Source organism: Methylobacterium crusticola, assembly GCF_003574465.1.
GTDB classification, from domain to species: domain Bacteria; phylum Pseudomonadota; class Alphaproteobacteria; order Rhizobiales; family Beijerinckiaceae; genus Methylobacterium; species Methylobacterium crusticola.
Window position 1 is genome coordinate 16685 of sequence record NZ_QOWC01000055.1, and the last position, 26454, is coordinate 43138.

The 26454-nt window shown below is 73.5% G+C and carries 23 protein-coding genes, 1 tRNA gene and 1 riboswitch; of the genes, 11 read left to right on the forward strand and 13 right to left on the reverse strand.

The genetic code is table 11. The features are described 5' to 3' along the window. Window positions 1–344 precede the first annotated feature (344 nt). Window positions 345–1256: a LysR family transcriptional regulator gene (locus DT057_RS18675; protein ID WP_128563611.1), complete on the forward strand. Its 912-nt coding sequence runs from the start codon at window positions 345–347 to the stop codon at window positions 1254–1256. A gap of 238 nt (window positions 1257–1494) precedes the next feature. After that, on the forward strand, window positions 1495–2649 hold the full coding sequence (locus tag DT057_RS18680; protein ID WP_407068138.1) for an ABC transporter substrate-binding protein: 1155 nt from the start codon (window positions 1495–1497) through the stop codon (window positions 2647–2649). A 204-nt stretch (window positions 2650–2853) separates the two neighbouring features. Here the strand turns inward: DT057_RS18680 and DT057_RS18685 are convergent, their stop codons facing one another. The 5 genes from DT057_RS18685 to DT057_RS18705 form a co-directional block, all read right to left on the reverse strand. Beyond that, complete coding sequence (locus tag DT057_RS18685; protein ID WP_238314065.1) at window positions 2854–3834, reverse strand: HAD family hydrolase; 981 nt, start codon at window positions 3832–3834, stop codon at window positions 2854–2856. A gap of 128 nt (window positions 3835–3962) precedes the next feature. After that, the gene (locus DT057_RS18690) at window positions 3963–5783 is read right to left on the reverse strand and encodes an arylsulfatase (protein ID WP_238314051.1); all 1821 of its coding nucleotides are present in this window, start codon (window positions 5781–5783) and stop codon (window positions 3963–3965) included. Continuing rightward, complete coding sequence (locus tag DT057_RS18695) at window positions 5780–6757, reverse strand: formylglycine-generating enzyme family protein (RefSeq protein WP_128563612.1); 978 nt, start codon at window positions 6755–6757, stop codon at window positions 5780–5782. Before DT057_RS18695 ends, DT057_RS18690 begins: the two co-directional genes overlap by 4 nt. 612 nt (window positions 6758–7369) lie before the next feature. After that, window positions 7370–8011, reverse strand: coding sequence for a response regulator transcription factor (locus DT057_RS18700; protein WP_128563613.1), 642 nt, complete (start codon window positions 8009–8011; stop codon window positions 7370–7372). Window positions 8012–8169: 158 nt separating this feature from the next. Continuing rightward, window positions 8170–9195, reverse strand: a complete 1026-nt coding sequence (locus DT057_RS18705; protein ID WP_128563614.1) for a SphA family protein — start codon at window positions 9193–9195, stop codon at window positions 8170–8172. A 463-nt stretch (window positions 9196–9658) separates the two neighbouring features. Here DT057_RS18705 and DT057_RS18710 point away from each other — a divergent pair, with 463 nt between their 5' ends. Next, the gene (locus tag DT057_RS18710) at window positions 9659–11578 is read left to right on the forward strand and encodes a histidine kinase (protein WP_128563615.1); all 1920 of its coding nucleotides are present in this window, start codon (window positions 9659–9661) and stop codon (window positions 11576–11578) included. 106 nt (window positions 11579–11684) lie between these two features. Here the strand turns inward: DT057_RS18710 and crcB are convergent, their stop codons facing one another. Next, window positions 11685–12116: a fluoride efflux transporter CrcB gene (gene crcB / locus DT057_RS18715; protein ID WP_128563616.1), complete on the reverse strand. Its 432-nt coding sequence runs from the start codon at window positions 12114–12116 to the stop codon at window positions 11685–11687. A 76-nt stretch (window positions 12117–12192) separates the two neighbouring features. Further along, window positions 12193–12254: riboswitch (Fluoride riboswitch) on the reverse strand. 177 nt (window positions 12255–12431) lie between these two features. Between crcB and DT057_RS18720 the strand changes: the two genes are divergently transcribed. Then, the gene (locus tag DT057_RS18720) at window positions 12432–12932 is read left to right on the forward strand and encodes a DUF3280 domain-containing protein (RefSeq protein WP_128563617.1); all 501 of its coding nucleotides are present in this window, start codon (window positions 12432–12434) and stop codon (window positions 12930–12932) included. 111 nt (window positions 12933–13043) lie between these two features. Here the strand turns inward: DT057_RS18720 and DT057_RS35525 are convergent, their stop codons facing one another. Continuing rightward, complete coding sequence (locus DT057_RS35525) at window positions 13044–13190, reverse strand: hypothetical protein (protein ID WP_162501444.1); 147 nt, start codon at window positions 13188–13190, stop codon at window positions 13044–13046. A 163-nt stretch (window positions 13191–13353) separates the two neighbouring features. Here DT057_RS35525 and DT057_RS18725 point away from each other — a divergent pair, with 163 nt between their 5' ends. The 3 genes from DT057_RS18725 (at window position 13354) to DT057_RS18730 (ending at window position 14130) form a co-directional block, all read left to right on the forward strand. Then, on the forward strand, window positions 13354–13533 hold the full coding sequence (locus DT057_RS18725; protein WP_128563618.1) for a hypothetical protein: 180 nt from the start codon (window positions 13354–13356) through the stop codon (window positions 13531–13533). Further along, entirely contained in the window at window positions 13515–13643 is a 129-nt protein-coding gene (locus DT057_RS37250; protein WP_269153107.1) for a hypothetical protein, read from the forward strand. Before DT057_RS18725 ends, DT057_RS37250 begins: the two co-directional genes overlap by 19 nt. 88 nt (window positions 13644–13731) lie before the next feature. Further along, window positions 13732–14130 (forward strand): DoxX family protein, encoded by a 399-nt coding sequence (locus tag DT057_RS18730; protein WP_128563619.1) that lies wholly within the window; start codon window positions 13732–13734, stop codon window positions 14128–14130. A gap of 262 nt (window positions 14131–14392) precedes the next feature. On the opposite strand, the gene DT057_RS18735 is transcribed toward DT057_RS18730, so the two are convergent. Then, window positions 14393–14467, reverse strand: a tRNA-Val gene (locus DT057_RS18735). A gap of 169 nt (window positions 14468–14636) precedes the next feature. Here DT057_RS18735 and gltX point away from each other — a divergent pair. Then, a complete protein-coding gene (gene gltX, locus DT057_RS18740) occupies window positions 14637–15977 on the forward strand; it encodes a glutamate--tRNA ligase (RefSeq protein ID WP_128563620.1) in 1341 nt (446 codons plus the stop codon). A gap of 57 nt (window positions 15978–16034) precedes the next feature. Here the strand turns inward: gltX and DT057_RS18745 are convergent, their stop codons facing one another. Further along, entirely contained in the window at window positions 16035–18302 is a 2268-nt protein-coding gene (locus DT057_RS18745; RefSeq protein WP_128563621.1) for a lytic transglycosylase domain-containing protein, read from the reverse strand. A 235-nt stretch (window positions 18303–18537) separates the two neighbouring features. Between DT057_RS18745 and dapA the strand changes: the two genes are divergently transcribed. Together dapA and smpB are read left to right on the forward strand one after the other, a co-directional pair. Further along, on the forward strand, window positions 18538–19440 hold the full coding sequence (dapA, locus tag DT057_RS18750) for a 4-hydroxy-tetrahydrodipicolinate synthase (RefSeq protein ID WP_128563622.1): 903 nt from the start codon (window positions 18538–18540) through the stop codon (window positions 19438–19440). Between the two features lie 39 nt (window positions 19441–19479). Continuing rightward, window positions 19480–19956 carry an SsrA-binding protein SmpB gene (gene smpB, locus DT057_RS18755; protein ID WP_128563623.1) on the forward strand — a complete coding sequence of 159 codons (477 nt, stop codon included), beginning with the start codon at window positions 19480–19482 and terminating at the stop codon, window positions 19954–19956. A 6-nt stretch (window positions 19957–19962) separates the two neighbouring features. On the opposite strand, the gene DT057_RS18760 is transcribed toward smpB, so the two are convergent. Continuing rightward, complete coding sequence (locus tag DT057_RS18760; protein ID WP_128563624.1) at window positions 19963–21522, reverse strand: FAD-dependent monooxygenase; 1560 nt, start codon at window positions 21520–21522, stop codon at window positions 19963–19965. Window positions 21523–21754: 232 nt separating this feature from the next. On the opposite strand from DT057_RS18760, the gene DT057_RS18765 reads away from it, so the two are divergent. Beyond that, the gene (locus DT057_RS18765) at window positions 21755–22420 is read left to right on the forward strand and encodes a TetR/AcrR family transcriptional regulator (protein WP_128563625.1); all 666 of its coding nucleotides are present in this window, start codon (window positions 21755–21757) and stop codon (window positions 22418–22420) included. Window positions 22421–22475: 55 nt separating this feature from the next. Here DT057_RS18765 and DT057_RS18770 read toward each other — a convergent pair whose 3' ends face one another. The 3 genes from DT057_RS18770 to DT057_RS18780 form a co-directional block, all read right to left on the reverse strand. After that, on the reverse strand, window positions 22476–24425 hold the full coding sequence (locus DT057_RS18770) for a nucleoside-diphosphate sugar epimerase/dehydratase (protein WP_128563630.1): 1950 nt from the start codon (window positions 24423–24425) through the stop codon (window positions 22476–22478). Between the two features lie 71 nt (window positions 24426–24496). Next, window positions 24497–25906: an amidase gene (locus DT057_RS18775; RefSeq protein WP_238314053.1), complete on the reverse strand. Its 1410-nt coding sequence runs from the start codon at window positions 25904–25906 to the stop codon at window positions 24497–24499. Beyond that, window positions 25906–26259, reverse strand: a complete 354-nt coding sequence (locus DT057_RS18780) for a hypothetical protein (protein WP_128563626.1) — start codon at window positions 26257–26259, stop codon at window positions 25906–25908. The genes DT057_RS18775 and DT057_RS18780 overlap by 1 nt, the downstream gene beginning before the upstream one ends. Between the last annotated feature and the right edge of the window lie 195 nt (window positions 26260–26454).

The following is a 26454-nucleotide window of genomic DNA, read 5'->3' on the forward strand; positions in this document are numbered from 1 at the left end:
GCGATGTCTAACTCAAAGATTGGTTCGATCGATGCGAAATTCGCATCGATGGCCGGTTCGGGAACGCGCTGCCCCCGGGGTCGCGGCTCGGCCGTCTCCCCCGGCCGTTCCGGACGAAGCCGCGGCGCCCTCCGCGACCGGGAGCGTATCCCGCCGGCGTCGACGCCGGTCCGGCGCGAGGGGGCGCCCCGGAGCAGGGCCGGAGCGCGCCCCTCGCCCGCCACGCGATCGGGCGCCGCTGCGGCTCGGCGCGCCGACATGCGCGGGCGCGACGACCGCGTTTCCGGTTCCTCGCGGATTGGTCTAACCCCCTGCGCGGCGTGGCGGGACGAAAAGGTCGCCGGATGTTCGAGTTGAACCAGCTCCGCTGCTTCGTCGCCGTGGCCGAGGAGCTGCATTTCGGCCGGGCGGCCCAGCGGCTCAACCTGACCCAGCCGCCCCTCAGCCGGCAGATCCAGATCCTGGAGCGGATCCTCGATGTCGTGCTGCTCAGCCGCACCAGCCGGGCGGTCCACCTGACCCCGGCCGGGCGCCGCTTCCTGGCGGAGGCCCGTCGGATCCTGCGCCTGTCGGAGGAGGCCGCCGCCACGGCGCGCCGCATCGCCGCCGGGCAGGCCGGCAGCCTCACGATCGGCTTCACGGCGGCCTCGGCCTACCGCACGCTTCCCGACCTGGTGCGGACCGCCCGGGCGCGCCTGCCGGAGGCCGACATCCTGCTCAAGGAGATGGTCAGCGCCGCCCAGGCCGAGGCGCTCGGCGCCCAGCGCCTCGACGTCGGCCTGATGCGCCCGCCGCTGCCCCCCGTCGCCGACAGGTCGTTGCGCGTCGCGCGCGAGACCCTGATGGCCGCCTTGCCGGGGGATCACCACCTCGCGCGGGGCGACGCGGTCACGGCCGCCGCCCTGGCGGCGGAGCCGTTCATCATGTACGCGCCCGACGAGGCGCGCTACTTCCACGACCTCGCGACCGAGCTCTTCGCCCGGGAGGGGCTGTCGCCGCGCTTCGTCCAGCACCTGGCGCAGATCCACACCATCCTGTCCCTCGTCGGCTCGGGTCTCGGCCTCGCGCTGGTCCCCGATTCCGCCCGCGCCCTGCAGGTCAAGGGTGTCGTGCTGCGTCCCCTCGCGACCCCGCCGCCGCGGCCGGTCGAGCTCTTCATGGTCTGGCGCGAGAGCAACGACAATCCTCTGATCCCGATCGTGGCGGAACTCGCGGCCGGCGGCGCCGTCAGCCCGGGGACGATCTCCGCCCGGTAGGTCGGCTCCACCACCGTCTCGCGCGAGCGCACCGGCCCCGTGCCCTGGCACCCCGGGCGGCGGGGCCGATCGGAGAGTGGATCACGCCGAGGCCGAGCGGGTGCCGGCGACTATCGTCGCGCTTGACGATCCCGGCCAGGTATCACCTTCTGCGCTGAGAACAAGCGTTGGTCGGGAGGCTGTTTTGATGAACGTGAAATGGTTGCTGCTATCCGCCGGATGTCTCGCACTGACGGCGATGCCCGTCTCGGCGCAGACAAGTGTCAAGGTCGGCGTCCTGAACGACATGTCGGGCGTCTACTCGGATATCGGCGGCAAGAACTCCGTCGTCGCAGCGCAGCTTGCTGCCGAGGATTTCGCCGCGATCAGCAAGGATGTCAACGTCGAGATCGTGGCCGCCGATCACCAGAACAAACCGGACATCGGTGCCGGGATCGCGCGGCAATGGTACGACAGGGACGGGGTCGACGCGATCCTGGACGTGCCGACATCGTCGGTCGCGCTCGCGGTCAGCCAGATCACGCGTGAGAAGAACAAGATTTTCATCGACTCGGGCGCCGGCAGCACCGACCTGACCGGGACGCAGTGCTCTCCCAACACCGTGCACTGGACCTACGACACCTACGCGCTCGCGAACGGCACCGGCAGCGCCATGGTCAAGCGCGGCGGCGACACGTGGTTCTTCCTGACGGCCGATTACGCTTTCGGACAATCGCTGCAGAACGAGACCGCCGCCGTCGTCACGCGAAGCGGCGGAAAGGTCATCGGCTCGGCCAAGGTGCCGTTCCCGGCCAACGACTTCTCGTCCTTCCTGCTCCAGGCCCAGGGCTCCGGCTCGAAGGTGATCGGGCTCGCGAACGCGGGCGGCGACACGATCAACGCCGTCAAGCAGGCCCACGAGTTCGGCATCTCGCAGAGCGGGCAGAAGCTCGCGGCGCTGCTGTTCTACGTGCTCGACGCCAAGGCGCTCGGCCTCGAGACGGCGCAGGGGCTGGTGCTCACCGAGGCCTTCTACTGGGACCTCAACGACGGCACCCGGGCCTTCTCGGAGCGCTTCGCGAAACGGGCGAACGGCAACATGCCGACCATGAACCAGGCCGGCGTGTATGCCGGGCTGATGCATTACCTGAAAGCGGTCGTGGCGACGAAGTCGAAGGATGCGAAGGTCGTCATGGACTGGATGAAAGCCAATCCGACCGACGATCCGCTGTTCGGCAAGGGCACGATCCGGGCCGACGGGCGCAAGATCCACGACATGTACCTGTTCGAGGTCAAGAAGCCGTCCGAGTCGAAAGGCCCGTGGGACCTCTACAGCAAACTCGCGACGATCCCCGCCGACCAGGCCTTCAAGCCCATGAGCCAGGGCGGCTGCCCACTCGTCGGCAAGTCCTAACGGGACAGGCCGCGCCGCAGCCGGCCGGCCCCGGCCGGGAGCGGCCGCGGACGCCGGCGTACGCGCCCCGTCGGCGGGTTCGTCCCTGGCGTCCGCCGCCCGTCACCAGGCTGCGGGCCGCGGCCGCGACCCGCGCCTTGCGCCGGCCCGCGCAGCGCGCGGGTGCCGCGGCCTGGCTGAGGGCAGGGGCGGGGGTGAGCGCCGTCATCGCCCGCCCCTCGGGGCAGGCGGGAAGATCGCGTTCCAGTCCCGCTTCATGTCGACGATTGTCCAGCCGCGCCGCTCCGCCTCGTCGAGGGCCTCGTCCAGGCGCCCGACAGGGGACTGGCGGTCGTAGGCGTACTCGCGCTCGGCATCGGTGTGATGAACCAGGCCGAGGAAGCGCGGACCATCCCCGGCCGCGATCCATTCCAGCATCTGCCGGTCGCCATCGGAGTTGCCGAACGCGAGGATGGGCGCCCGCCCGATGAAGCGGTTGATGCCCGCCGGCTTGCCCGGACCGTCGTCGACGAACGCGACCCTCGGCTCCTTGACGAGGACCGGCCGGCCGTCCGGCCTCATCTCGAAGCGCGTGACGCCGGACGACCCGACGACCTGCTCCGGCGGGATCCCGTAGGCGCGCTCGGCGAAGACGCGCATGAACTCGACGCCGCCGCCGGAGACGATGAAGGTCTTGAACCCGTCGGCACGCAGGTAGCCGAGGAGTTCGAGCATCGGCTGGTAGACCAGGCTGTCGTAGGGCCGGTCGAAGCGCGGGTGCCTCGCTGTCCTGAGCCAGTCCGCCACGATGGCATCGAACTCCGCCGTCGTCATGCCGGCGTGCGTCGCCGTCAGGATCTCGACGATGCCCGTCTGGCCCGCCGCAGCCAGCCCCTTCGCGTCGCCATCGATGACGGACTTGAAGGGCTGCCTGTCCCGCCACTCGGGATGCTCGGCGGCGAGCGCCCTGATGCGGTCAAAGGCGAAGCGTGCCTGGAAGTATTCGGGTTGTTCCGCCCACAGGGTGCCGTCGTTGTCGAAGACCGCGATACGCTCGGCCGGCGGCACGTAGTCGGGACCGCCTTCCCGGGTGACTCGTCCGACGAAGTCCACGAGCGACCGCTTCGCCGCGCCCTCGTTCCAGGACGGCAAGGGACCGGTCTGCGCGCAGGCGGTGCCGGGGCCGAACGAGGCCGCCGCCACCATGAGCGCGGCGACGATCATCTGCTTGAGGGAGCGGCTGGATCTGCCCATCACTGCCATCGCGCCTGAAGGGGACTTGCGGGACACGGTCCGAATGCCGGCCGACCGGGCGGATGGGCCGGCTCGCCGCGTCAGCGCGGGCCGGGGCTCTGCAGCCGCTCGTCGATCATCCTGTTCAAGCCGCCCCGGATACGGTCGAGGTCCAGGTTCTTCCTGAACTCCTGCCGCTGCTTGATGCCGTCCAGCATGCTCTCGAGGATATTGGCCGGGTTGAAGCTCGGCGGGAACGAGCGAGGCGGAAAGTCCTTGAAGGTCGCCACGAACTGGAAGACGTCGTCCATCATCCCGTAGACGATGCCGGCGCGGTCCATGAACCAGTCCCAGTACGTGTTGGACGTGATGTCTGCCCGCTCGAACGGGTCCTGCATCAGGTTGAAAACCTTCTGCAGGCGCAGCGTGGTGAAGGGCTCGGCCCACAGGCCCATCGTGCCCTGCATGCGCTGCTCCGAGAAGACGAACTTGTAGTCGCCCTGCCGGAGGCCGACGAGGAGGCCGTCATCGTCGGCGTAGAAGAACTTGTTGCGCGCGCTCCTCGTCCCGTTGTTGTTCGCCGCGGAACCGCTGACGTTCTGTAGGAACGCCGACTGGTCGTAGCCGTCGAGATGAACCTTGTAATCATTGCCGTTAGCGGTGTAGCCGGCCTTCAGCTTGTTGACGATGTCCGGCTCGCCGGCGAGGGCGCAGAGTGTCGGGATCCAGTCGTTGTGGCTCATCAACTCGTTCGTGACCGTGCCGGGTTTGATCTTGCCCGGCCAGCGCACGAGGCACGGTACCCGGAAGGCGCCCTCCCAGTTCGTGTTCTTCTCGGAGCGGAACCAGGTCATGGCGCCGTCCGGCCACGTGTTCATGTGAGGGCCGTTGTCGGTCGAGTAGACCAAGAGGGTGTCGCTCGCGACACCCATGTCGTCCAGGGCCTTGAGCAGGGTGCCGACGGTGTCGTCGTGCTCCTGCATGCCGTCGATGTACTCGCTGTCCCCGTGCTTGTAGCGGCCCCGGCGCTCGGCGCGGACATGCGTCCGCAGGTGCATGCGGGTCGAGTTGAACCAGACGAAGAACGGCTTGCCCGCGGCTTGCTGCCGCTTCATGTAGTCGATGGCCGCGGCGGAGGTCTCGTCGTCGATGGTTTCCATGCGCTTCCTGGTGAGCGGACCAGTATCCTCGATGGTCTGCTTGCCGATCTTGCCGAAGCGCGGGTCGACGGTCGGATCGTCGGCGGCGCTCGCCCTGCACCGAAGGACCCCGCGCGGGCCGTATTTGGCACGGTAGGCCGGGTCCTTGGGATAGTCGGGATGCTCCGGCTCCTCCTCGGCGTTGAGGTGGTAGAGGTTGCCGAAGAACTCGTCGAAGCCGTTCACGGTCGGCAGGGACTCGTTCCGGTCGCCGAGGTGGTTCTTGCCAAACTGGCCGGTGGCATAGCCGAGGTTCTTCAGGAGCCCGCCGATCGAGGGGTCGAGCTGGCTCATGCCCATGGGGGCCCCGGGGAACCCGACCTTGCTGAGGCCGGTCCGGATGATGTGCTGCCCGGTCAGGAAGGCCGAGCGACCAGCCGTGCAGGACTGCTCGCCGTAATAGTGCTGGAACTTGAGGCCCTCGTTGGCGACACGGTCGATGTTCGGGGTCTCGTAGCCCATGAGGCCATTCGAGTAGGCGCTGATGTTGGTGATGCCGATGTCGTCGCCCCAGATGACGAGGATGTTCGGTTTCGCGCCGCCGGGCCTCGGGGCGGGCGCCGCCGCGGGGGCTGGCTGGGCCTGCTGCGCGAGGGCCGCCCCTCCCGACAGGCCCGTCGCGGCCAATGCCGTCCCGGCCAGCAGCATGCGGCGTCGGCTGACGCTCGGCTCGCGGACGGCCGGCGCCGCATCGTTTCGGCCGTTCTCTCCAACGTGGCTCATGGATGTCCGCACTCCCTGATGACGCAGCGGAAGCCGATGTGGCTCGTCGAGGTGTCGACCGGGTGCGGATGGCGCGCGGCCGGACGGTAGCGGCGGCAGGCGTTCGGCGCGCACAGGTGCGAGCCGCCCTTGAGCACGCGCCGGGGAATGCGGATCGCGGGCTGGTCCGGGTCGTAGCTCGCGTCCTCCCGGCCGCCCCGGGGGTTGTGCGGGACGCAGCAGGGCTTGGGCGCATCGGCCGGGTGGCGCGCGGAGTAGAAGTCGGCCGTCCACTCCCAGACGTTGCCGATCATGTCGTGCAGGCCGTAGCCGTTCGCCGGGAAGGCCGTGACCGGCGAGGTGCGCTCGTAGCCGTCCTCCGCGAGGTTCCGGTGCGGGAAGGTGCCCTGCCAGGTGTTGGCCATGTGCCGCCCGCCCGGCGTGAGCGCGTCGCCCCAGGCGAACTCGGCCCCGTCGAGGCCGCCGCGCGCCGCGTACTCCCACTCGGCCTCGGTGGGCAGGTCCTTGCCGGCCCACGCCGCGTAGGCCTCGGCGTCGGCGTAGGCGACGTGCACCGCCGGATGGTCGTCCAGGCCCGCGATGGACGAGCCCGGTCCGAGCGGGCGGCGCCAGTGCGCGCCGAACCGGAACCGCCACCACGCGCCGGAATCCCGGGGATCGACGGGCCGCCTGGGCGGCCGGAACACCAGGGAGCCCGCCTCCAGCATGTGCGGCAGGGCGCCCGGATACGCGTCCGCACTCGGCCGCCGCTCCGCGGCCGTCACGTGGCCCGTGGCCCGCACGAAGGCGCGGAACTGCGCGTTGGTGACGGGCGTGGTGTCGATCCAGAAGCCGTCGACGGCGACCCGGTGAACCGGGGCCTCCTCCGGGTAGTGGCGATCGGAGCCCATGCGGAACGTCCCGCCGGGCACGAACGCCATGCCTGCGCTCGCCTGCGGAACGGCGGGCCGGTCCAGAACGGTCGCTCGCGACATCGGTCACTCCACGCAAGGCATCGGCGAGGGTTCGCGTGCGCGCCTCACCCGGCCGGCGCTCCGCCGTGCGTCGCGCCCACGGTGACGAACGGGAACATCGTGGTCGGCACCACCCTGGAGACCAGGCAGGAGACCAGACATGAGACCAGACATGAGACCAGACATGAGACCAGGGCGTGGCGCCCGGGCGCTGGCGCGCCGCAGCCGGTGGCCGTGACCCCCCCGGCGGCGCTCGCGCCGACGACGGGAGCCGGGCTCGCAGGCGCGCAGGAAACCGTCTCGGATCCTGCCGGGATGCGCGCAGAGCAGGCCGCGCGGAGCCGTGCTCGACAATGATGATGCATCGTCGCCTCCCGGTGCGGTCGCCGGCTTCGGGACGCTCCCGGGCCGTCGCGGGAAGGTCCGGTGTCGGTCGTGGTGAACCGTAGAGGGGTTCCCGCGCCGGACCTATCGGGGAAAACCCCAGGTTGTCCCTGAAAAACACCTGAGTCCCTGGCGCGAACCTCCGGGAGCGCCACCCCAACCGCGATGCCGTCGGGCGCCGCGCTCGGGCTCCGGTTCCGACGCGCTCCCCCGCGCCGAGACCCGCGTCCGCTTGGGCGCGGGGCGCCCTCAAGGCTCGACGAGCTTGTTGCGGACCGCGTAGCGGACCAGGGCCGCGGTCGTGCTCAATCCCAGCTTGTGCATGGCCGAGGCCCGGTGGGTCTCGACGGTCTTCACGCTGATGGCGAGCGTCTCGCCGACCTGCTTGCTCGACCGCCCCTCGGCGATGAGCTGCACCACCTCCCGCTCGCGCGCGGTCAGCACGTCCAGTTCCGAGGCATGGCCCGGATGCGTGAGGTAGTGGGCGAGGAGTGCCTCGCTGACCCGTCCCGTGAAGTAGGGCTGGTGGCGCGACAGGGCGTCGACGGCGGCGATGAGCTGCTGGTCGGCGTCGGATTTCAGGAGGTATCCCCGCGCGCCGGCTCCGAGGACGTCGCGCACCAGGGCCTCGCTCTCGTGCATGGTGAAGACCAGGACCTCGGTCCCCGGGCTCGCCTCCCGGATGCGCCGCGTGAGCTGGGAGCCGTTCATGACGGGCAGCGAGTAGTCGATGACCGCGACGCCGGGCCTGTGCCGGGCGGCGAGGGCGATGGCCTCGGCCCCGGTGGCCGCCTCGGCGACGACCTCGAAGCCGTCGCGCGTCTCCAGGATGGCGCGGACGCCTCGGCGGATCGCGCCGTGATCGTCCACGATCAGAATGGTCACCGGCACGAGTTCCGGCCTCCCTCTGTCGGCCCCGGGCAAGCCGAATGCCCGGCTCCCCCGGGGTCGGGCGCCAGGCTCGCGTCCATGGTGCACCAGGAGCCGCCCCGGCGCACGGCCTCGATGTCGCTCCTAGGCCGCGGCCGGGACCATGCGCACCCCTCCGGTCAGGACTTCGTCACGAGGGGCCTCGGCTCCGGAGCGGCCTTCGGCGGCGCGACCCAGAGCGGGAAGGAGACCTCGACGAAGCCGATCGTGCCCTGGAAGCGGTTCTCCACCTCGACCTCGCGCAGCAGCTTCAGGCGGACGCTGACCGGGATGCGCCCGACCTCGCCGGCGATCCCGACGGTGCCGCCCACGGCCGTCACGCGGCCCTTGAACGGCCCGAGCCGGGCACCCGCGCCGCTGTCGCCGGTGATCTGCTGGTAATGGGAGGCGATGACGCCGACCGAGACCGCCTTGGACAGGAACTTCGAAGCCGAGACGTCGACGTGGAACTCGTTGCCGGTCGCGTACTGCGTCGCCGGGTTCCGGCCGTTGAGCGTGAAGCCGGCCGCGGCCGAGAGCTCGTAGCCCCGCGCCGGATCGAGGTAGGTCGCGCCCGCCGAGAGGTCGCCGACGTAGCGGTTGAGGGCGACGTTCGAGAGCTGCCCGGGCTCGTAGGCGCCGGCCGGGACGCTGAGCACGCCGGCGACCTTCCAGTGCCAGTTGCCGGAATGCCAGCCGAGGGTGGCCGACACGATGGGGTCGCCCGCGTTGAAGGTGGCGTCGCTCACGGACGCCCCCACCGGGCGGCCGACCGCCTGGTTGATCAGCGGCCCGTCGAGCAGCACGCCCGCCCGGACCGCGGGCGTGCCGAACGGCATCACGAGGGCGAAGGCGAGGTTGCCGCCCAGCACCTCGGCCGGGGTGACCCACAGGCCGGTGACGAAGTCCGCCATGATGTTGGCCTGGACGCCCGCGACGACGTTGCCGCCGATCTGGGTGCTGCGGTTCGCCCCGATCTTGGCGCTGTAGAACCAGGTGGTGCTGTCGACGTAGACGCCCGGCGGGGGCAGCAGGCCGGCATCCGGCACGGCCTGCCCCTCGATGTAGAAGCTGAGGCCGCCCTCGGCCGCCCAGCCGGGTGCTGCGTGAGACGCGAAGGCCGCGAGCAGCATGCCTGCGACGCGGTGACGTGCGACAGGTCCCATGGCCGACCCCGCTCCAGCTGGGCGGGTACATTCCCCGTCTCCCGTGCCGTTCCGCAATCGGGGTAAACCCGTAGCCAGCCGGGTGAAAACCCTGATATACCGAAATCGCGCCCGTTGATGCATTCCAGAGACACGCCTGGAAAGCAGATGAACTGCTGCGTCGGCCTGAGAATTTGAAGTTTTCCTAGCGTCCTGATTTTTGTCTTTGCCGAATACGGGTCCGGCACATAACATAAATCAGGAGTTGCAAAAGTACGGTGCCTGACCGGCAATGCGGACGCCGAGTCCGGCCGGGACCGCGCGGCCAAAGCCTACGGCCGAGGCGCGCGGACGGCGTACGTCCCCGGTGGCGTGGCGAGACGTTCGGGAGGGAGGCTCATCCTTGCAAGCGGGGCGACCTCGGGGCGGCGGTCCGGCGGCGGAGTGGCAATGGCCGGAGCGGGTCTTCGGCCGGCGAGGCGCCGTGGGGCGGTCGGGCAGCCGGGTGCGGCTCTCGGTCTTCTGGGCGTTGTGGGCGGTGTGCGCGGCGGCGTTCGCGACGTCCGCCACGGTCTGGGCGCAGCGCTCCCACGATGCGGCCCTCCTGGCGGCCCGCGAGGACGTCTCGGGCGTGGTCGTCTCGGGCGCCAAGGCCCTGGAGAACGTGTTCGGCCTCGCCGACGTCCTGCTGCGGCGGCTCTCCGAGGCCACGCTCGAGGGAGATCTCAGTGGTCCCACGATCGACAGGCTCTGCCCGTCGTTCCTCTGCTCGACCAGCCGCAGGCTGTCGCCCTACATGCTGATGGCCGTCACCCGGGCCGACGGGGACGTGCTCGTCCAGGACACGGAGATGCCCCGGCGGAACCTGGCCGCCCGGGACTACTTCGACGCGCAGCGGGAGCGGGACGCCGACCTCTACATCGGTGCGCCGCGGCGAACGCCGCTGATCGACGGCCTGTTCGTACCGATGAGCCGGCGCGTGACCTTGAGGGACGGGAGCTTCGGCGGCATCGTTGCCGCCGCCATCAACGTCGACCTGTTCCGGGCCGTGCTCCAGGGGCTCGCGGACGGGCGGGTGGACGGGATCAGGCTGCGGGACGCCCGCGGGACATCCCTGGTCGACTGGTCCGCGGAGGCCAGGTCCCGGCCGGACGCCTCCTGCCGGTCCGAAGCCATGGGCATCACGGCGTCCCGGGTGCTGCGCATCGGCGACCTCTCGGTCGAGGTCTGCCGGTCGCCCGCCAACGCGCTCCGTCCCTGGCGCAACCAGCTCCTCGCGGTCGCGGGCGCCGGCTCCCTGCTGCTGCTGGCGCCGGTCCTGGCCTACCCGGCGGTCAGCCGGTACCTGCGGCGGCAGGCGGGCCTGCGGGAACTGGTGGCGGGCTCCTCCGACATGCAGTTCATCGTCGCGGCGCGGCCGGACGGCCGGTTCGTGCTGGAGGCGCTCACGTTCAGCCGGGAGGGCGCGCGGGGCCCGGCCGCGGCGAGCCTCGTCGGGCGCACCGCGCGGGATCTCTTCCCGCCCGAGACCGCCGACGCGGTCGAGGCGGATTACAGGGCGGTCCTCGCCTCCGGGGAGACCCGCCGCATCGAGCGCCGGATACGGATCGGAGGCGCCGCGTTCGTCTGGAGCTCGGTCCTGGTTCCCCTGCACGAGCCGGGGGGAGGCCGGGCCTACATCTACGGTGCGGCCACCGACATGACGGAGGACCGCAGGCTGGAGCGGCGGCTGCTCGGCTTCGTGGAGGACGCCCTGCGCCGCGAGGACGAGGAGCGCCGGCGCATCGCCCGGGAACTGCACGACACGACCGGGCAGAACCTCATCGCGGCGGGGTTCGCGCTCGGGGTCGTCCAGCGCGGGCTCGCGGACGCGCCGCAGCCGGTTCGGGCCGCCCTCGCGCAGGTCCGCGCGATGCTCGACGCCAGCGTGGCCGAGTTGCGGACGTTGTCGTACGTCCTCCATCCTGCGCTCCTCGACGAGGCCGGCCTCGAGGTCGCGCTGGGAACGCTGGCGGAGGGATTCCAGCAGCGCGCGGGCATCGCGGTCGCGGTCGCGGTCGACCACGAGATCGCGGGCCTGCGCTGGTCGCCGGCGGTCGAGCTCGCCCTGTACCGGGTCGCGCAGGAAGCGCTCACCAACGTCCAGCGCCACGCCGCCGCGCAGGAGGCCCGCGTCTCGCTCCGCAAGCCCGCGCCCGGCCGGCTGGAGCTGGTGATCGAGGACGGGGCGGCCGGGTCGGCCGGCGCGGCGCCCACCGCGACGCCGGTCACCGAGGGCGCCGGCGTCCGCGGCATGCGCGACCGCCTGGAGGCCCTGGGCGGCACCCTGTCGCTGACCCGGCGGCCCAGCGGCCTGCGGGTGACCGCGACGCTCCCCGCGCGCGCCGCCGCCGGCGACGCCTGAGCGCCCCCGTCCGCGGCCGCCGCATCGGCGCCCGGGCACGGGCGAAGTGGGACCGGCAGCATCGGCCGAGCCCGCCCGCTGCGGCGCTGCGCCCGCACGGGGAGGTTCAGCCATCCTCCTCGATCGTCACCTGGGCGATCCGCACGGCTCCGCTATTCAGGTGGGCGGCGACGCCGTGCCCGAGCGCGACCGCGCCGATGCAGACCGCGACCGAGACCGCCACGTTCGTCATCGCCCGGACCATCGCTCCGCTCCGCAGCAGGTCGAGGGTCTGCAGGCTGAACGACGAGAAGGTCGTGTAGCCGCCGCACAGCCCGATCATCACGAACAGGCGGACGTTCTCCGACACCGGGTAGCGGCCCTGCGCCAGCGTCAGCGTGCCGAACAGGCCGATCAGGAACGAACCAGTGACGTTGATGATGATCGTGCCCCAGGGCAGGTCGCGGCTGATCGGCAGCGCGAGCACCGACACGACGTAGCGCGCGAGGGTGCCGAGGGCACCTCCGACCATGACGACGAGGCAGGTGGTGAAGGACATGCTCGCTCCAGTTCGGTGGCGGGCATGAGCACCCGCCGTGGCGGCGGGCGCTTCCGGGCGCACCCCTGCCGCGGGCGTCGCGGCAGGAATCGTCGGCCCTCGCGGGCGGTTTCGGGGAACTCCATCCCCGTCGCCGTGGTCCGTAGCCAACGGCCCGGCACGGCGCAAGTCCGTCCGTCTGCCCCGGCGCCGGCCGCCGCCGGGGCCTCGATACCGTCGGGACGCCGGACCTCCTGCCGGGCCCGGCCGTTTCCGCCGACGACCGGCACGCAGCCTGGTCGCACCCGATGCGCCGAGGATGATGAGGATGCCCCGATGAGAGCTCTCGTTCGCGCGGCCCTGGCGGCCGCACTCCTGCCCCTTGCCGCCGCGGCCGCACGGGCCGAGCCGCCCAGGGCGGCCGTGTTCGACTTCCAGCTCGCCGACCAGGGGGCGCTCGGGCCGACGGAGGCCGACAAGGCCCGCCTCGCCCCCTTGAGCGATCTCCTGCGCTCACTGCTCGCCGAGAGCGGGCGCTACCGGATCGTGTCGACCGACCCCGTGCGGGCCGAGGTGACCAGGGGACCCGATCTTCGCAACTGCAACGGCTGCGCCGACGACTACGCCCGGCGCCTCGGCGCCGACGTCGCGATCCGGGGCGAGATCCAGAAGGTGTCGAACCTGATCCTGAACATCAACGTCTACGTGCGGGACCTGCGCGGCGACCGGCCGGAGCAGCCCTACAGCGTGGACATCCGCGGCGACAACGACACCTCGTTCGACCGCGGCGTGCGCTACCTCGTGAAGAACAAGCTCCCGGCACCCCGGGCGGAGTGAGCCGAGCCCGGATCGACGGCCGCCCGGGCGCGAGGCCCGAGACGCCGCCCGGGGAGAGCGGCCGCCCCGCCCCGAGGGGACGCGGGGCGGGGCCGCTCCGTCGCCGGTCGCTCAGCGTTGGCCGCAGAGGCGCGGCTGGTCCCAACCGAAGACGGAGCGGTCGGAGAACCCGCCGAAGCCGCACGCCTCGGTGGCGTCGGCAAGCGAGAGGCCGGCCGACGCGGCCGGGAGGACCGCGCCCGGATCCGTCCTGATCATGTCCTGCTCCTTCCCGTGCATCGGGTGGGAGCAAGACGCGCGCGGCCGCGGCATCGTCGGTTCCTCCCGAGGACGCAACACTTCACGCAATCGGCGCGCAACGGCTGAGCTCTAGAGGTCCGCTCACGAATGGCCTTCAACGGCCGCGGAAGGGGCTTCAACCATGCTGACCATCATCCGGATCATCACTGCCGCCGCCATCCTGACCGGCTGGTGTCACGTCGCCCCGGCGCGGGCGGCCTCGGGAGACGCGTCGCGGCAGGCGGTCCATGCGGCGAGCCCCGTCTCCGCCTCCGCCGCGGAGGCGACCTGCCCCCTGCGGGCGTGGCCGTACGTCGGCTGAGCGGCCTGTCCGGGGGCTGCGGGACCATGATCCTCACGTCGACCGCCCTCGCGGGCGCCGCCCTGCTGCTCGCCGGCAACATCGCCCTCGTGCTGGCCCTCGGCCGCTGAGGCGCACCGCGCGATCCCGACGTCACCCGAAGGCGCCCCGGCCCCGCGGAACACCGGCCCCGCCCGAACCCAGATCAAGGAAATCACCATGGCGTCCACTCGGAACTGGTCGGACCTCGCCGGCCTCCTGCTGCGCATCCTGCTGACCGCGATCTTCCTGATCGCGGCCGGCATGAAGTTCGCCGCGGTCCCGTTCGAGGTCTCGGGCTTCGCGCGCTTCGGCTACCCGGTGTGGTTCATGTACGTCATCGGTGCGGCCCAGCTCTTCGGCGCGGTCCTGTTCTGGGTCCGGGGCGGCACGGCCTGCGGGGCCTTCCTGCTCGCCGTCATCATGGCGGGCGCGGTCGCCAGCCATCTCGGCGCCGGCGATCCCGTCCCGATGATGCTTCCGGCCCTCGTGCTGCTGCTCGTGCTCGTCGCCATCGCCTACCGGCGCCGGGACGAGCTCGTCACCCCGGTCCTGCGGATCGCGGCGCAGCGCGGCTGAGGGCGACGGTCCCGCCGCGGCGGCGGGGCCGCGCGCGGGCAGGATTCCGGGCCGCCTTCCCGAATGCGAGGCGGCCTTCGGCGGGGCGGGCAGGGGCCAGGTCCCGGCGCTGCATCCCCGCGGGGCCCGAGCACCGATCGCCCACCTCCAGGCCGGAGGGCGCAGGACGCGCTGATGCCGGGACGGGGACCTCGGAGCGTCACGCCGCTCGACGGGCGGACCCGCCGTCACGCGCCGGCACAAGGGGTGGTTGCGGGTGAAATGGTGGGCGCGACAGGGATTGAACCTGTGACCCTTCGCGTGTGAAGCGAATGCTCTCCCGCTGAGCTACGCGCCCGGTCCGGCGGCTTCTAGGCGGGGCGGGCGCGGGCGTCAAGGCATTCCGGACGGCCATGCGCGCGGGAGCGCGGCGCGGCCAGCGCCGCCTCGGCGCCCGCCCGCGCCCGTGGGCGCCGGCCGGGCCGCCCGTGTGCCAATCGCCCGCGACATGCGCTAGGAGGGACGCCATGGCACCCGTCGTCCGCTTCGCCCCCTCGCCCACCGGCCTCCTCCACATCGGCAACGCCCGGCCGGCTTTGTTCAACGCGCTCTACGCCCGGCGCGCCGGCGGCCGGTTCCTGCTGCGCCTCGACGACACCGACGCGGCGCGCTCGACGGCGGCGTTCGCCGCGGCGATCGAGGAGGACCTCGCCTGGCTCGGCATCGTGCCGGACGGCGTCTTGCGCCAGTCCGACCGCATCGCGCGCTACGACGCGGCCGCCGCGCGGCTGCGGGCGGCCGGGCGGCTCTACCCGGCCTACGAGACGCCCGACGAGCTGGAACGCCGCCGCCGCCGCCAGCTCGGCCGCGGCCAGCCGCCCGTCTACGACCGCAGCGCCCTGCGCCTCGGCGAGGCCGAGCGGGCCGCCCTCGCGGCGGAGGGGCGCCGGCCGCACTGGCGCTTTCGCCTCGATCCCGGCCCGGTGACCTGGGACGACCTCGTGCGCGGGCCCTGCCACGTCGAGGCCGACAGCCTGTCCGACCCGGTGCTCGTGCGCGAGGACGGCAGCTACCTCTACACCCTGCCCTCGGTGGTGGACGACGCCGAGACCGGCGTGACCCACGTCATCCGGGGCGAGGACCACGTCACCAACACGGCGGTGCAGATCCAGATCTTCCGGGCCCTCGGCGCCCCGGTGCCGGTCTTCGCCCACCACAACCTCCTCACCACGGCGAGCGGGGAGGGGCTCTCGAAGCGCCTCGGGCACCTGTCGCTGCGGGGCCTGCGGGAGGCGGGCTACGAGCCAGGCGCCGTGGCCTCGCTCGCGGTGCTGACGGGCTCGGCCGAGGCGGTGCGGCCGGTGGCCGACCTCGACGCCCTCGCCGGGCTCGTCGACCTCGCCCACGTCTCGCGGGCCCCCGCGAAGTTCGACGCGCACGACCTCGACGGCCTCAACGCGCGGCTGGTGCACGACCTGCCGTTCCGGGACGTGGCCTTGCGCCTCGCCGCCCTCGGGGTCGCCGGGGAGGCCGCCGAGGCGTTCTGGGGCGCCGTGCGGGCGAACCTGACCCGGGTCAACGAGGCGGCCGCCTGGTGGGCGGTGGTGCGGGGGCCGGTGACGCCCGTGGGCGGGGACGCGCTCCTCGCCCAGGCCCTGGCCCGCCTGCCGGACGAGCCGTGGGGTCCCGACACCTGGAAGGCCTGGACCGAGGCCGTGCGGGCGGCGACCGGCCTCAAGGGCAAGGCGCTGTTCCTGCCGCTCCGTCTCGCCCTCACGGGCCTCGACCACGGCCCGGATCTCGCCGGCCTGCTGCCCCTGATCGGGCGCGAGCGGGCCGCGCGGCGCCTGGCGGGCGAGACCGCCTGAGGCGGGCAGGCGGCGCCGTCCCCGCGCCAGAGGACCCGGGAGGCGGGAGGCGAGGCCTCAGCGCGCCCCGCGCTTCAGGTCGTCGGCGATCAGGAGGGCGCTGCGGCCCTCCGCGCCCTTGTCGAGGCGGGTGCGGTAGACCTGGAGGTTCTCGGTCACCCGCTGGACGTAGTTGCGCGTCTCCGTGAACGGGATGCGCTCAACCCAGTCGACGGCGTCGATCCGCGGGTCGCGCGGGTCGCCGTAGGCGTCGATCCACTTCTTCACGTTGCCGCCGCCGGCATTGTAGGAGGCGAAGGCCAGGATGTAGGAGCCGCGCCAATCCTCCATCAGCTCGCCCAGATGCGCCTGGCCGAGGCGGGCGTTGTAGGCGGGGTCGCTGGTGAGGCGGTCGGTGTCGAAGGCGGCGCTGACGCGGCGCGCGGTCCGCTGGGCCGTCGCCGGCATCATCTGCATGAGGCCCCGCGCCCCGACGCTCGACTGCGCCCGCGGGTCGAACTGGCTCTCCTGGCGGGCGATGGCGAACACCATGGCGCGCTCGACCTGCGGCACGGTCGAGAACGCCTCGTAGGCCGGGATGCCGATGGTCGGGTAGGCGTGCCGGTCGAGGGGGAGGCCGCGCTGCACCGCGATCTTGCCGATCGCCACGAGGGCGCGCGGGTCGTTGAGCGCCGCCGCGACGTCCCCGAGGGCGTTCACCTCGGCCGGCTCGCTCAGGCGCTGGGCGAAGTCGATGAAGAGCGGCAGGGCGAGGTCCTTGAGCCCCGCCGCCGCGAGGAGGCGCAGGGCCCGCACGGCGTAGCGGTTCTCGAAGGCGGCGCGGGCGTCGTCGTCGAGGGTCTGGCAGGGCCGCAGCGCCAGCGAGGCCTGGCCGAGCTTCGCCCGGGCGAGCTGGCCGTAATAGGCGATGGGCTGGCCGGCGGCGCGCTCGAAGGAGCTCCGGGCCTCGGCCGCCTGCCCCTGCGCCTCAGCGGCGCGGCCCTGCCAGTAGGCGGCGCGGGCGATGGAGATCGGCGTCTCGGCGATGGCGGCGGCCGCCGCGAAGTGGCGGGCGGCCAGGGCCGCGTCGTCGAGGAAGCGCAGCGCGATCCAGCCGGCGTGGAACTCGGCCTCGATGCGCTTCTCCACCGTGCGGGCGCTGTGCCCGGCCGCCGCCGCGTAGGCGCCCTTGGCGTCGCCGGCATCGAGGAGCTTGCGGGCGACGATGCGGCGCTCGACCCACCACTCGTCGGAATCGGCCAGCACCTCCGGGTTGCGGGGCGCCAGCGCCAGGGTGGCGGCCGCCTCCGCCGGCCTGTCGGCGCGGCGCAGGAACTGGGTGCGCGAGAACAGGTAGGAGGAATCGCCCCGCAGGCTCGGGGGCACCGCCTCGAGGGCGGCGCCGGCGTTCGGGGCCTTGGCCTCCACGGCGCGGCGGGCCCGCACCAGGGTGCCGTAGGGCTTGCCGGCGGCGCCCGCGTAGGTGGCCGCGCGGCCGGCGGCCTCCCAATCCTCCTTCATCAGCGCCCGCTCCATGCGGTAGCGCTGGTCGACCTCGCCGATCACGCCCGGGAAGGCGTCGAGCACCCGCAGCTCGAGGGTGCGGCCGAAGCTGTCCTCCCGCCAGAGGTCGCGCACCAGGGCGGCGGCGTCCTCGTCGAGGCCGTCGGCCTTGAAGGCCAGCGCCAGGGCGAACTTGCCCGGGGCGCTCGCGGGCCTGCGGGTGGCGAAGTAGGCCCGCACGACCGACGCGGGCTTGCGCTGGCTCAGCAGCGCCTCCTCGGCGCGCCGCCGCACCACGGCGCCGACCGGCCACTCGGTGTTGTCGCGGATGAACGCCACGGTGCGCTCGAAGCCGATGCCGGCGCCGGCCCGGATCGCCACCCAGTCGAGGAGCGCCCGCGCGGCCGGATCGGCGAAGCCGTCCCGGAGCCGGTCGCCTTCGCTCACCTGCCCGCGCCGGTAGGCGTCGACGGCGCTGCGCAGGGCCGGCACGTCGAGGTCGACCGTGGGCGCCGGCCGGCCCGGATCGGGCACGGGCGGCACCGGCGCCGGCGGCGTCAGGGCGGCGTCCGGGACCGGGAACGGGATCGGCGCCTCGGGGTCGGCCGAGGCGTAGGAGGCGGCGCCCGCCGGCACCGCCCGCGGGACCGCCTCGCCCGCCGCGGCGGACGGGCGCAGGGCCTCGCCCTCGCGGCGCTCCGCGGCCTCGCCGCGCGCCGGCGCCTCGGCGGCGGGATCGGGCGGCGCGGCCCGGACCGCGAGGCTGCCGGCCGCCGACAGGGCGGTGCCGGTCACCATCAGGGCCAGAACCGCCAGGCGGCGCCGTCGAGGCGAGAGCTGCATAGTCCCCGTTCCCCTGGGCTCAAAGAGCGGACGCGTCATGGTGGAAGGGCCACGTTAAGAAGCCATTAACCGTGCGGACGGCGCGTGCCGGCGCGCACGCGACGGTTTGCGCGCGGGCGGCCGAGCGCCTATGTGTCGGGCAGCGGACGGCCGAGGTGGCGACGCCCGCGCGGGCCGGCCGCACGATGAGGCAGACCGGGGTCGGGGCCGACCCGACGGGGCGAGGAACGCCAGCATGACGTCGACGCAGATCTCGCAGCGCCTGAGGGGCTCGCTCACCGCGCTGGTGACGCCGTTCCGCGACGGCGCCTTCGACGAAACCGCCTTCCGGGCCTTCGTGGCCTGGCAGCTCGAGAACGGCACCCACGGCCTCGTGCCGACCGGCACCACCGGCGAGAGCCCGACCCTGAGCCACGGCGAGCACGACCGGGTGGTCGAGGCCTGCATCGACGAGGCGGGCGGCAAGGTGCCGGTCGTCGCCGGCGCCGGCTCCAACTCCACCGCGGAGGCGGTCGAGCGCGCCCGTCACGCGGAGAAGGCCGGGGCGGACGCGGTGCTCATCGTCACGCCCTACTACAACAAGCCGACCCAGGAAGGGCTGTACCAGCACTTCAAGGCCGTGAACGACGCGATCGGCATACCCATCCTGATCTACAACATCCCCGGCCGCTCCGTGATCGACATGAGCGTCGACACGATGCGGCGCCTCTACGAACTGCCGAACATCGCCGGCGTGAAGGATGCCACCGCCAACGTGGCCCGCGTCAGCCTGCAGCGCCAAGCCATGGGAGAAGACTTCGTCCAACTTTCTGGCGAAGATGCGACGGCGCTCGGATTCATGGCGCATGGCGGCCACGGCTGCATCTCGGTGACCTCGAACGTCGCGCCGCGCCTCTGCGCCGGGCTCCAGGAGGCCTGCCTCGCCGGGGATTACCGCGCGGCCCTCGGCCTCCAGGACCGGCTGATGCCGCTCCACACCCACCTCTTCGCCGAGACCAACCCGTCCCCGGCGAAGTACGCCCTCTCGCGCCTCGGCCTGATGCGGGCGGACGTGCGCCTGCCGATGGTGCCGGTGGGGCCGGGCACCCGCGACCTCGTGGACGCGGCGCTGCGCCACGCCGGCCTCACGAACGACTGACCGCCCACCGACCGCGCGAAGGACGCCAGACCCGCCCCGATGGCCCCGAAAAAGCCCGAACCGAACCGCCGCGTCGTCGCCGACAACCGCAAGGCCCGCTTCAACTACGAGATCACCGACACGGTCGAGGCGGGCATCGCGCTCACGGGCACGGAGGTGAAGTCGCTGCGGGGCGGCAAGGCGACGATCGGCGAGGCCTATGCCGGCCCCTCCGGCAACGACCTCTTCCTGTTCAACGCCTACATCCCGGAATACCTCGAGGCGAACCGCTTCAACCACGAGACCAAGCGGCCCCGCCGCCTGCTGCTGCACCGGCGCCAGATCGACAAGTTCATCGGCGCGACGCAGCGCGAGGGGTACACGGTCGTGCCCCTGAAGATCTACTTCAACGATCGCGGCCGGGCGAAGGTCGAGCTCGGCCTGGGGCGCGGCAAGAAGCTCCACGACAAGCGCGAGAGCGCCAAGGAGCGCGACTGGCAGCGCGACAAGGCGCGGCTCCTGCGCGACAAGAGCTGAGGGGCGTCAGGGGCTCTCCTGCCGGCGGGACCCGGCGCCCGCGGGCGCGCGCCCGAGGCCCCAGCGCCCGGCATGGTCCGCGAGCGCGCGCGGATCCGGGCGCTCCATCGCCAGCGCCACGTAGCCGTCCGGGCGCACCAGGTAGGCGGCGTCCCGCCCGAGGCCGGCCGCGTCCGCGGCGGCGTCGTGCGGGAAGGCGTGGAGCGGCAGCCCGAGGCCGGCCGCCGCCCGCTCCAGCCCGGGCCGGGCCTCGCCGTAGACGTGGACCTGCCAGTCGAGGGAGCGCAGGGGCGCGAAGTTGTCCGGCTCGGCCACGAACGGCAGCCGGTCGCCGCCATGGACCGCGCCGGCTGCGCCGGCGCTCAGCGCGCTGTCGCGGTAGGCGATGCGCACCTGCGAGATCGTGTTGAACATCAGGCGCCGCCCGGCCGGGAAGCCCCAGACCAGGGGCAAGAGGTGCGGGAGCAGCCAGGTGCGCAGGATCTGGCTGCCGAGGCCCTCGCCCACCATGCTCCGGAAGGCCCGGTCCGTCGTCGCCACGAGGGTGCGCGCGAAGGCCATGCGCTCGGGCTCGTAGGTGTCGAGGAGGGCCGGGTCGCCCCGGCCCCGCACCACCTGGGCGAGCTTCCAGGCCAGGTTCGCGGCGTCGCCGATGCCGGTGTTCATGCCCTGGCCGCCCGCCGGGCTGTGGACGTGCCCGGCATCCCCCGCGATGAAGCAGCGCCCGACCCGGAAATGCTCCGCCACCCGGTGATGCGCCCGGTAGGTCGAGAACCAGTTCACCGCCTCGACGCGGATGCCCATCAGCGGCTCGATCGAGGCCCGGACGTCCTCGAAGCCGAGGCCGGCCCGGTGCGTCAGCTCCGGCGGCACGAGGCCGATCAGGCGCTGCGTCCCGTTCCGGCGCACCGGCAGCATCAGCCCGAGGCCGGCCTGCCCGAGGTTGATGAACATGTCCTCCCGGAACCCGTCCGCGATCCTGACGTCGGCGACGTAGAACACCTGCTCGTAGGTGCCGCCCGGGAAGCCGAGGCCGAGCGCCGCGCGCACCCGGCTGTGGGCGCCGTCGCAGCCGGCGAGGTAGGCGGTGCTGCAGACCTCCTCGCCGCCGTCCCGGTCGAGGACGGCGCGGATGCCGGCCGCGTCCTGCGTCAGGGACGCGAGGGCCACGCCCCACTCCACCGCGACCCCGGCCTCGGCGAGCTTGCCGACGAGGAAGCGCTCGTGGTCGTCCTGCGGGTAGGCGAGCATGAACGGATAGGGGCTCACGCCCTCGCCGAGCTCCCGGAACGGGATCCGGGCGACCTCCTCGCCGGCTTCCCGCAGGTGGATGGCGGGCGCCCGGATGCCCTGCGCCACGACCTCGTCGGCGAAGCCGAGCTGCCGGTAGAGCTCGAGCGTCCGGGCCTGCACCGCCATGGCGCGGGAGGCCTCCCCGGGACCGGCCGCCCGGTCGATGATCCGCAGCGGCACGCCGCGCCGGGCGAGCCAGAGGGCGAGAACGAGGCCGGTGGGGCCGGCGCCGACGACCAGGACCTCGGGATGTGCGGGCGACGAGAGGGGCATGGGCGATCCTCCTTGCCGCCCTTTATATGACCCGCAGGTCATTTTTGAAAGGGGGGAAGGTCGCGGGCCGGCGACGAAATGCCGGGGCCGCGTCCGCCCCCGGGCTCCGCGCCACCCCCGAGGCGTCGCCGGCCGTCGTCGGCGGACGGCGTCCGCTGCAAGTCGTCGCCGGCCCGGCCTGCCCGCGGCGGGCCGGTTTCCTCCGGGCGGGGAAATGCTCTAAGCGGCCGGCATGAGCGACGGCCGCGACTCTCCCGGTGCCCCCCGTCCCGCCCGCCGGCCGCGGGGCCCGAGCCCGGCCAAGACCGCCGGGACGCGGGGCGCCATTCTGGCGGCGGGCCTCGCGACGTTCCTCGAGCGCGGCTTCGCGGGCACCCGCATGATCGACGTGGCGCAGCGCGCCGGCCTCGCCAAGGGCACGCTCTACCTGCACTTCGCCGACAAGGAGGCGCTGTTCGAGGGCGTCCTCGGGGCGGTGATCGGGGGGCCGTTCCTGGCCGCGGTGGCGGCGGAGCCGGGCCCCGGCGAGACCCTGCGCGACCACCTCGCCCGCACGGTGCTGCCGCTCCTGCGCGACTTCGAGGGCTCGCGGCGGGCCGCGGTGATGCGGCTGGTGGCGACGGAGGGCCCGCGGTTCCCGGCGCTGGCGGCGATCCACCGCCGGGCCGTGATCGCCCCCGTGACGGCGGCGATCCGGCGCCTCGCCGCCGACGCGGTCGCCCGGGGCGAGCTGCGCTCGGACGCGCTCGTGCGCGTGCCCCAGCTCCTCGTCGCGCCCGCCCTGATGACGGCCCTGTGGAACGGCCTCTACGGCGCCGAGGAGCCCCTCGACGCCGCCGTCGCCTTCGAGGGGTTCCTGGACCTGGTGTTCGGGCCCGCGCCCGGGCAGGGCGGCTGACGCCCCGGGGCCCGTGACCGGCGGCTGACGTCCCGCCCGGCCCCGGGCGCGCCGCCTACCCGGCCAGGGCCGGGCGCGCCGCCGGCGCGGCGGCGGCCGGGGCGCCCTCCCGGCGCAGGAAATCCGGGATCGCCTCCCCGAACACGGCGTCCGCGGCGGCGCGGTCGTCGGCCGCCACCGCGGCCGCGAGGCGCTCGAGCCAGTGCCGGAGCCGGGCGCGGTCGGCGAAGACGGGCTTGGCCGCCATCACGCCGTCGATGCCGTCGAGGTTCACCATCGGCTCGTCGCGGGCGAACAGGATCTCGTTGAGGCGCTCCCCCGGCCGGGTGCCGGTCACCACGACGTCGATGTCCTCGCCCGGCTCGAAGCCGGCGAGCCGGATCATCCGCTCGGCGAGGTCCCGGATGCGCACGGGCTGGCCCATCTTGAGCACGTAGACGGCGGCGCGCTGGTCGCCCGCCCCGGCCTCGCGCGCCTCGCGGTCGGCGTGGGAGGCGGCCGTGAGCACGAGGTCGGCGGCCTCCCGCATGGTCATGAAGTAGCGCACCATGTCGGGGTGGGTCACCGTCACGGGGCCGCCACGGGCGATCTGCGCCTTGAACACCGGAACCACGGAGCCGACGGAGCCGAGCACGTTGCCGAACCGCACCGCCACGAGGCGGGTCGGCCCCGCCTCCCCGGCGTCGCGGGCCTGGGCGTACATCTCGGCGAAGCGCTTGGTGACTCCGAGCTGCGACACCGGCTCGATCGCCTTGTCGGTGGAGATCATCACCAGGGCTTTGGCGCCGGCCGCGAGCGTCGCGTCGGCGACGTTGACCGAGCCGAACACGTTGGTCTTGATGCCCTCCGTCCAGTCCCGCTCCAGGTAGGGCACCTGCTTGAGCGCCGCGGCGTGGAAGACGTAGTCGGGCCGGAAGGCGGCGAGCACCCGGAACAGCCGGTCGCGGTCGCGGATGTCGGCGAGGACGCCCGTGACCTCGGTCTCGCCGCCGGCGAGCGCCGGGCGGCTGAGGGCGCCGTGGAGCGCCGGCTCGGAGCTCTCGAGCACCAGGACGGCGCTCGCCCCGAACGCCGCCGCCCGGGCGCAGATCTCCGCCCCGATCGAGCCGCCGCCGCCCGTGACCACGATGCGCCGGCCGGCCAGGAAGCGCTCCAGGCGCGGCCGGTCGATGGACACGGTCGGGCGCAGGAGCAGGTCCTCGATCTCGATCGGCGCGAGTTCGGCCTCGCGCATGCCCTCGCCGAGGCTCGTCACCCGGGCGAGGGGCAGGCCGAGGCGCCGGGCGCGGGCGATGAGGGCGTCGGGCTGGGCCTCCGGCGCGAGGGCGCTCGGGGTCGCGACGAGGCGCCGGATCGCCACGCCCCGCTCGGCGAGGTCGGCCACGACGCGCTCGAGGTCGGCGAAGTGCCCGAGCACCGGCACGCCCCGCATGGTCTGGCCGTGCTCCTCGGGGCGGGGCGACAGGATGCCCCGGGGGGCGAGCTTCTTGACGGCCCCGGACTCGATCGCCCGCAGCACCACCTCGATGTCGTGGCCGCGCCCGAGCAGCAGCGTCGGCGTGCTGGCGGCGCGGGCGATGTTCTGGCGCGAGCGGCTGTACTTCAGGTAGCGGAACGCCAGCCGCGGGCCGCCGAGCAGGAAGAGCTGCAGCACGAAGTACAGCCCGATCGCGATCTTGCCGAAGAAGTAGATGCCGAACAGGGCCGGCGAGACCAGGACGTAGTCGACGACGAGGAGCAGGAGCGTCAGGACGCTCACGGCCCGCACGATGTTGGCGAGGTCCGGCAGGGAGGCGAAGCGCCACTTCGCCCGGTAGAGCCCGAAGGCCCGGTAGACGAGGCCCGCGCAGGCCACGAAGGGCGGCAGCAGCACCGGCAGGTGCGCCACCCGCTCGGCGAGGAGCGGCCCCTCGAACCGGATCACGAAGGTGAGGAGGACGGCGAGCGCCGTCGCCACGAGGTCGTGGGCGATGATCGTCGCGGTCTTGAGGTTCTGTCTGAGCATCGGCAACCGGGCCGCGGTATCGGCCGGGGTGGGGGTGGTGTCAATCGACGGGCCCGTCCCGGCGCCGCGGCTCAGGCCGGGGCGGGCCAGTTGCGCAAGGGGCCGCGCAGCCCCTCGAACGCCCGCGCCAGCCGGAGCACCCCGACGTCGTCGAACCGCTTGCCGGCGATCTGGAGCCCCACCGGCAGCCCCTCGGGCGTGAAGCCTGCCGGCACCGAGACCGCGGGCTGCTCGGACATGTTGAAGGGCACCGTGTAGGCGATGTGGGCCATCGCCGTGCGGGGATCGTTGGTCGGGGAGGCGTGGCCGGCCGGGAAGGGCGGGTTCGGGGAGACCGGGCCGATCAGGAAATCGTGCGGGCGGATCGCCGCGAGCGCGGCATCCCGCATGGCCGCCATCTGGCTCATGCCGTGGAAGACCGCCTCGCCGCTCAGGCCGCGCCCGCCCTCGGCCCAGGCGCGGATGAAGGGCAGCACGGCCTCGCGGCGGTCCTCGTCGAGGGCCGCGATGTCGAGCCAGGCGCGCTGGCGCCAGAACAGGTCGAGGCCCTCCAGCATCGCCGGGGTGAGCACCGGGGCGACCGGCACGACGACGGCGCCGGCCTGCGCGAGCAGGCGGGCCGCCGCCTCGACGACGGCGCGCACCGCGGGATCGAGGGGCAGGCCGGCCCCGGCCTCCAGGGTGAGGCCGAGGCGCACGCCCCTGAGGCCCAGGCCGTCGAGGTCGTCCCAGGGCAGGTCGGAGGGCGGCAGGGCCGTGGCGTCGCGGACGTCCGGCCGGCTCAGCACGCGCATCATCAGGGCGGCGTCGGCGACGGTGCGGGTGAGCGGCCCGGCGCAGCGTCCGTAGTAGGGCGGGTCGATCGGGACCCGGCCGTGGCTGGGCTTGAGGCCGACGACACCGCACCAGCAGGCCGGCAGCCGCACCGAGCCGCCGATGTCGGTGCCGAGGTGCAGGGGGCCGTAGCCCGCCGCCGCGGCGGCGCCCGAGCCCGACGAGGAGCCGCCCGGGCCCCGGTCCGTGTCCCAGGGGTTGCGGGTGAGGGGGTGGAAGCTCGACAGCCCGGAGGACAGCATGCCGTAATCCGGCATGGTGGTCTTGGCGAAGATCACGGCGCCGGCCTCCCGCAGGCGGGCCGCCGGGGGCGCGTCGGCGGGGCTCGCCGGCGCGTCGCGCCGCGCCGCGGTGCCGAGGGGCATCGGCACGCCCTGCGTGGCGATGTTCTCCTTCACGGTCGCCGGGACGCCGTCGAGGGCGAGGGCCTCGCCCCGCATCCAGCGCGCCTCCGAGGCGCGGGCGGCGGCGCGGGCCGCGTCGGGCGCGGGGGCGTAGAGGGCCCGCAGCACCGGCTCGGCCGCCTCCGCCCGGGCCAGCACCGCCTCGAGCACCTCGACGGGCGAGAGGGCGCGGCGGGCGTAGAGGGCGAGGAGGTCGGTGGCCGGGAGGTCGGCCGGGTTCTGCGGGTCCATCACGGCTTCCATCACGGCTTCCGGGGCTCGGGCGCCTTGTCGGGCCGGCCCGCGAGGGCGACGTAGAAGCCGAGACCGTCCTGGGCCGGCAGCGTCTGGAGCCGCTCGACCCAGCCGCGGCGCTTGGCCTCGAGCAGGAGGCGGCCGATGGGCTGGAACAGCGTCTCGCCGCCGCCGGGCGTCGGCGCGTCGAGGCGCACCGCCACGGTCTTGCCCTTGGCGAAGCGGCTGCGCTCGAGCATGTCCGTCAGCGAGGCCTCGGCTTTCGCCCGGGGGGCGCCGCGCAGGTCGAGCACCGACTCGGCGTCGGTGACGCCGAGGGTGCCGCGCAGCTTGTTGGCGTAGAATTCGTCGAAATGAGGCAAGGGGCGCTCGGGGGATCAGGTGGGGATGCCGGCGTAGGGAGAGGAGACCGGGGCGCTCCCGGCGAGGTCCGGCCGCGGGATGCCGTCGTGGCCGCGCGCCCGCGCGGACCGGCGCGGACCGGCGCCCCGCCGAGCCCGGGCCCCGGCCGCGACCCTCGCACGGGATCGCCGGGTCCGGAGCCCCGGTCGGCCCGC

Excerpts from the sequence above, each read along its gene's own strand:
- DT057_RS18675 (WP_128563611.1), top strand. The coding sequence starts at position 345 with ATGTTCGAGTTGAACCAGCTCCGCTGCTTCGTCGCCGTGGCCGAGGAG.
- DT057_RS18680 (WP_407068138.1), top strand. The coding sequence starts at position 1,495 with ATGCCCGTCTCGGCGCAGACAAGTGTCAAGGTCGGCGTCCTGAACGAC.
- DT057_RS18685 (WP_238314065.1), bottom strand. The coding sequence starts at position 3,834 with ATGGTGGCGGCGGCCTCGTTCGGCCCCGGCACCGCCTGCGCGCAGACC.
- DT057_RS18690 (WP_238314051.1), bottom strand. The coding sequence starts at position 5,783 with ATGAGCCACGTTGGAGAGAACGGCCGAAACGATGCGGCGCCGGCCGTC.
- DT057_RS18695 (WP_128563612.1), bottom strand. The coding sequence starts at position 6,757 with ATGTCGCGAGCGACCGTTCTGGACCGGCCCGCCGTTCCGCAGGCGAGC.
- DT057_RS18705 (WP_128563614.1), bottom strand. The coding sequence starts at position 9,195 with ATGGGACCTGTCGCACGTCACCGCGTCGCAGGCATGCTGCTCGCGGCC.
- crcB (WP_128563616.1), bottom strand. The coding sequence starts at position 12,116 with ATGTCCTTCACCACCTGCCTCGTCGTCATGGTCGGAGGTGCCCTCGGC.
- DT057_RS18720 (WP_128563617.1), top strand. The coding sequence starts at position 12,432 with ATGAGAGCTCTCGTTCGCGCGGCCCTGGCGGCCGCACTCCTGCCCCTT.
- DT057_RS35525 (WP_162501444.1), bottom strand. The coding sequence starts at position 13,190 with ATGATCAGGACGGATCCGGGCGCGGTCCTCCCGGCCGCGTCGGCCGGC.
- DT057_RS18725 (WP_128563618.1), top strand. The coding sequence starts at position 13,354 with ATGCTGACCATCATCCGGATCATCACTGCCGCCGCCATCCTGACCGGC.
- DT057_RS18730 (WP_128563619.1), top strand. The coding sequence starts at position 13,732 with ATGGCGTCCACTCGGAACTGGTCGGACCTCGCCGGCCTCCTGCTGCGC.
- gltX (WP_128563620.1), top strand. The coding sequence starts at position 14,637 with ATGGCACCCGTCGTCCGCTTCGCCCCCTCGCCCACCGGCCTCCTCCAC.
- DT057_RS18745 (WP_128563621.1), bottom strand. The coding sequence starts at position 18,302 with ATGCAGCTCTCGCCTCGACGGCGCCGCCTGGCGGTTCTGGCCCTGATG.
- dapA (WP_128563622.1), top strand. The coding sequence starts at position 18,538 with ATGACGTCGACGCAGATCTCGCAGCGCCTGAGGGGCTCGCTCACCGCG.
- smpB (WP_128563623.1), top strand. The coding sequence starts at position 19,480 with ATGGCCCCGAAAAAGCCCGAACCGAACCGCCGCGTCGTCGCCGACAAC.
- DT057_RS18760 (WP_128563624.1), bottom strand. The coding sequence starts at position 21,522 with ATGCCCCTCTCGTCGCCCGCACATCCCGAGGTCCTGGTCGTCGGCGCC.
- DT057_RS18765 (WP_128563625.1), top strand. The coding sequence starts at position 21,755 with ATGAGCGACGGCCGCGACTCTCCCGGTGCCCCCCGTCCCGCCCGCCGG.
- DT057_RS18770 (WP_128563630.1), bottom strand. The coding sequence starts at position 24,425 with ATGCTCAGACAGAACCTCAAGACCGCGACGATCATCGCCCACGACCTC.
- DT057_RS18775 (WP_238314053.1), bottom strand. The coding sequence starts at position 25,906 with ATGGAAGCCGTGATGGACCCGCAGAACCCGGCCGACCTCCCGGCCACC.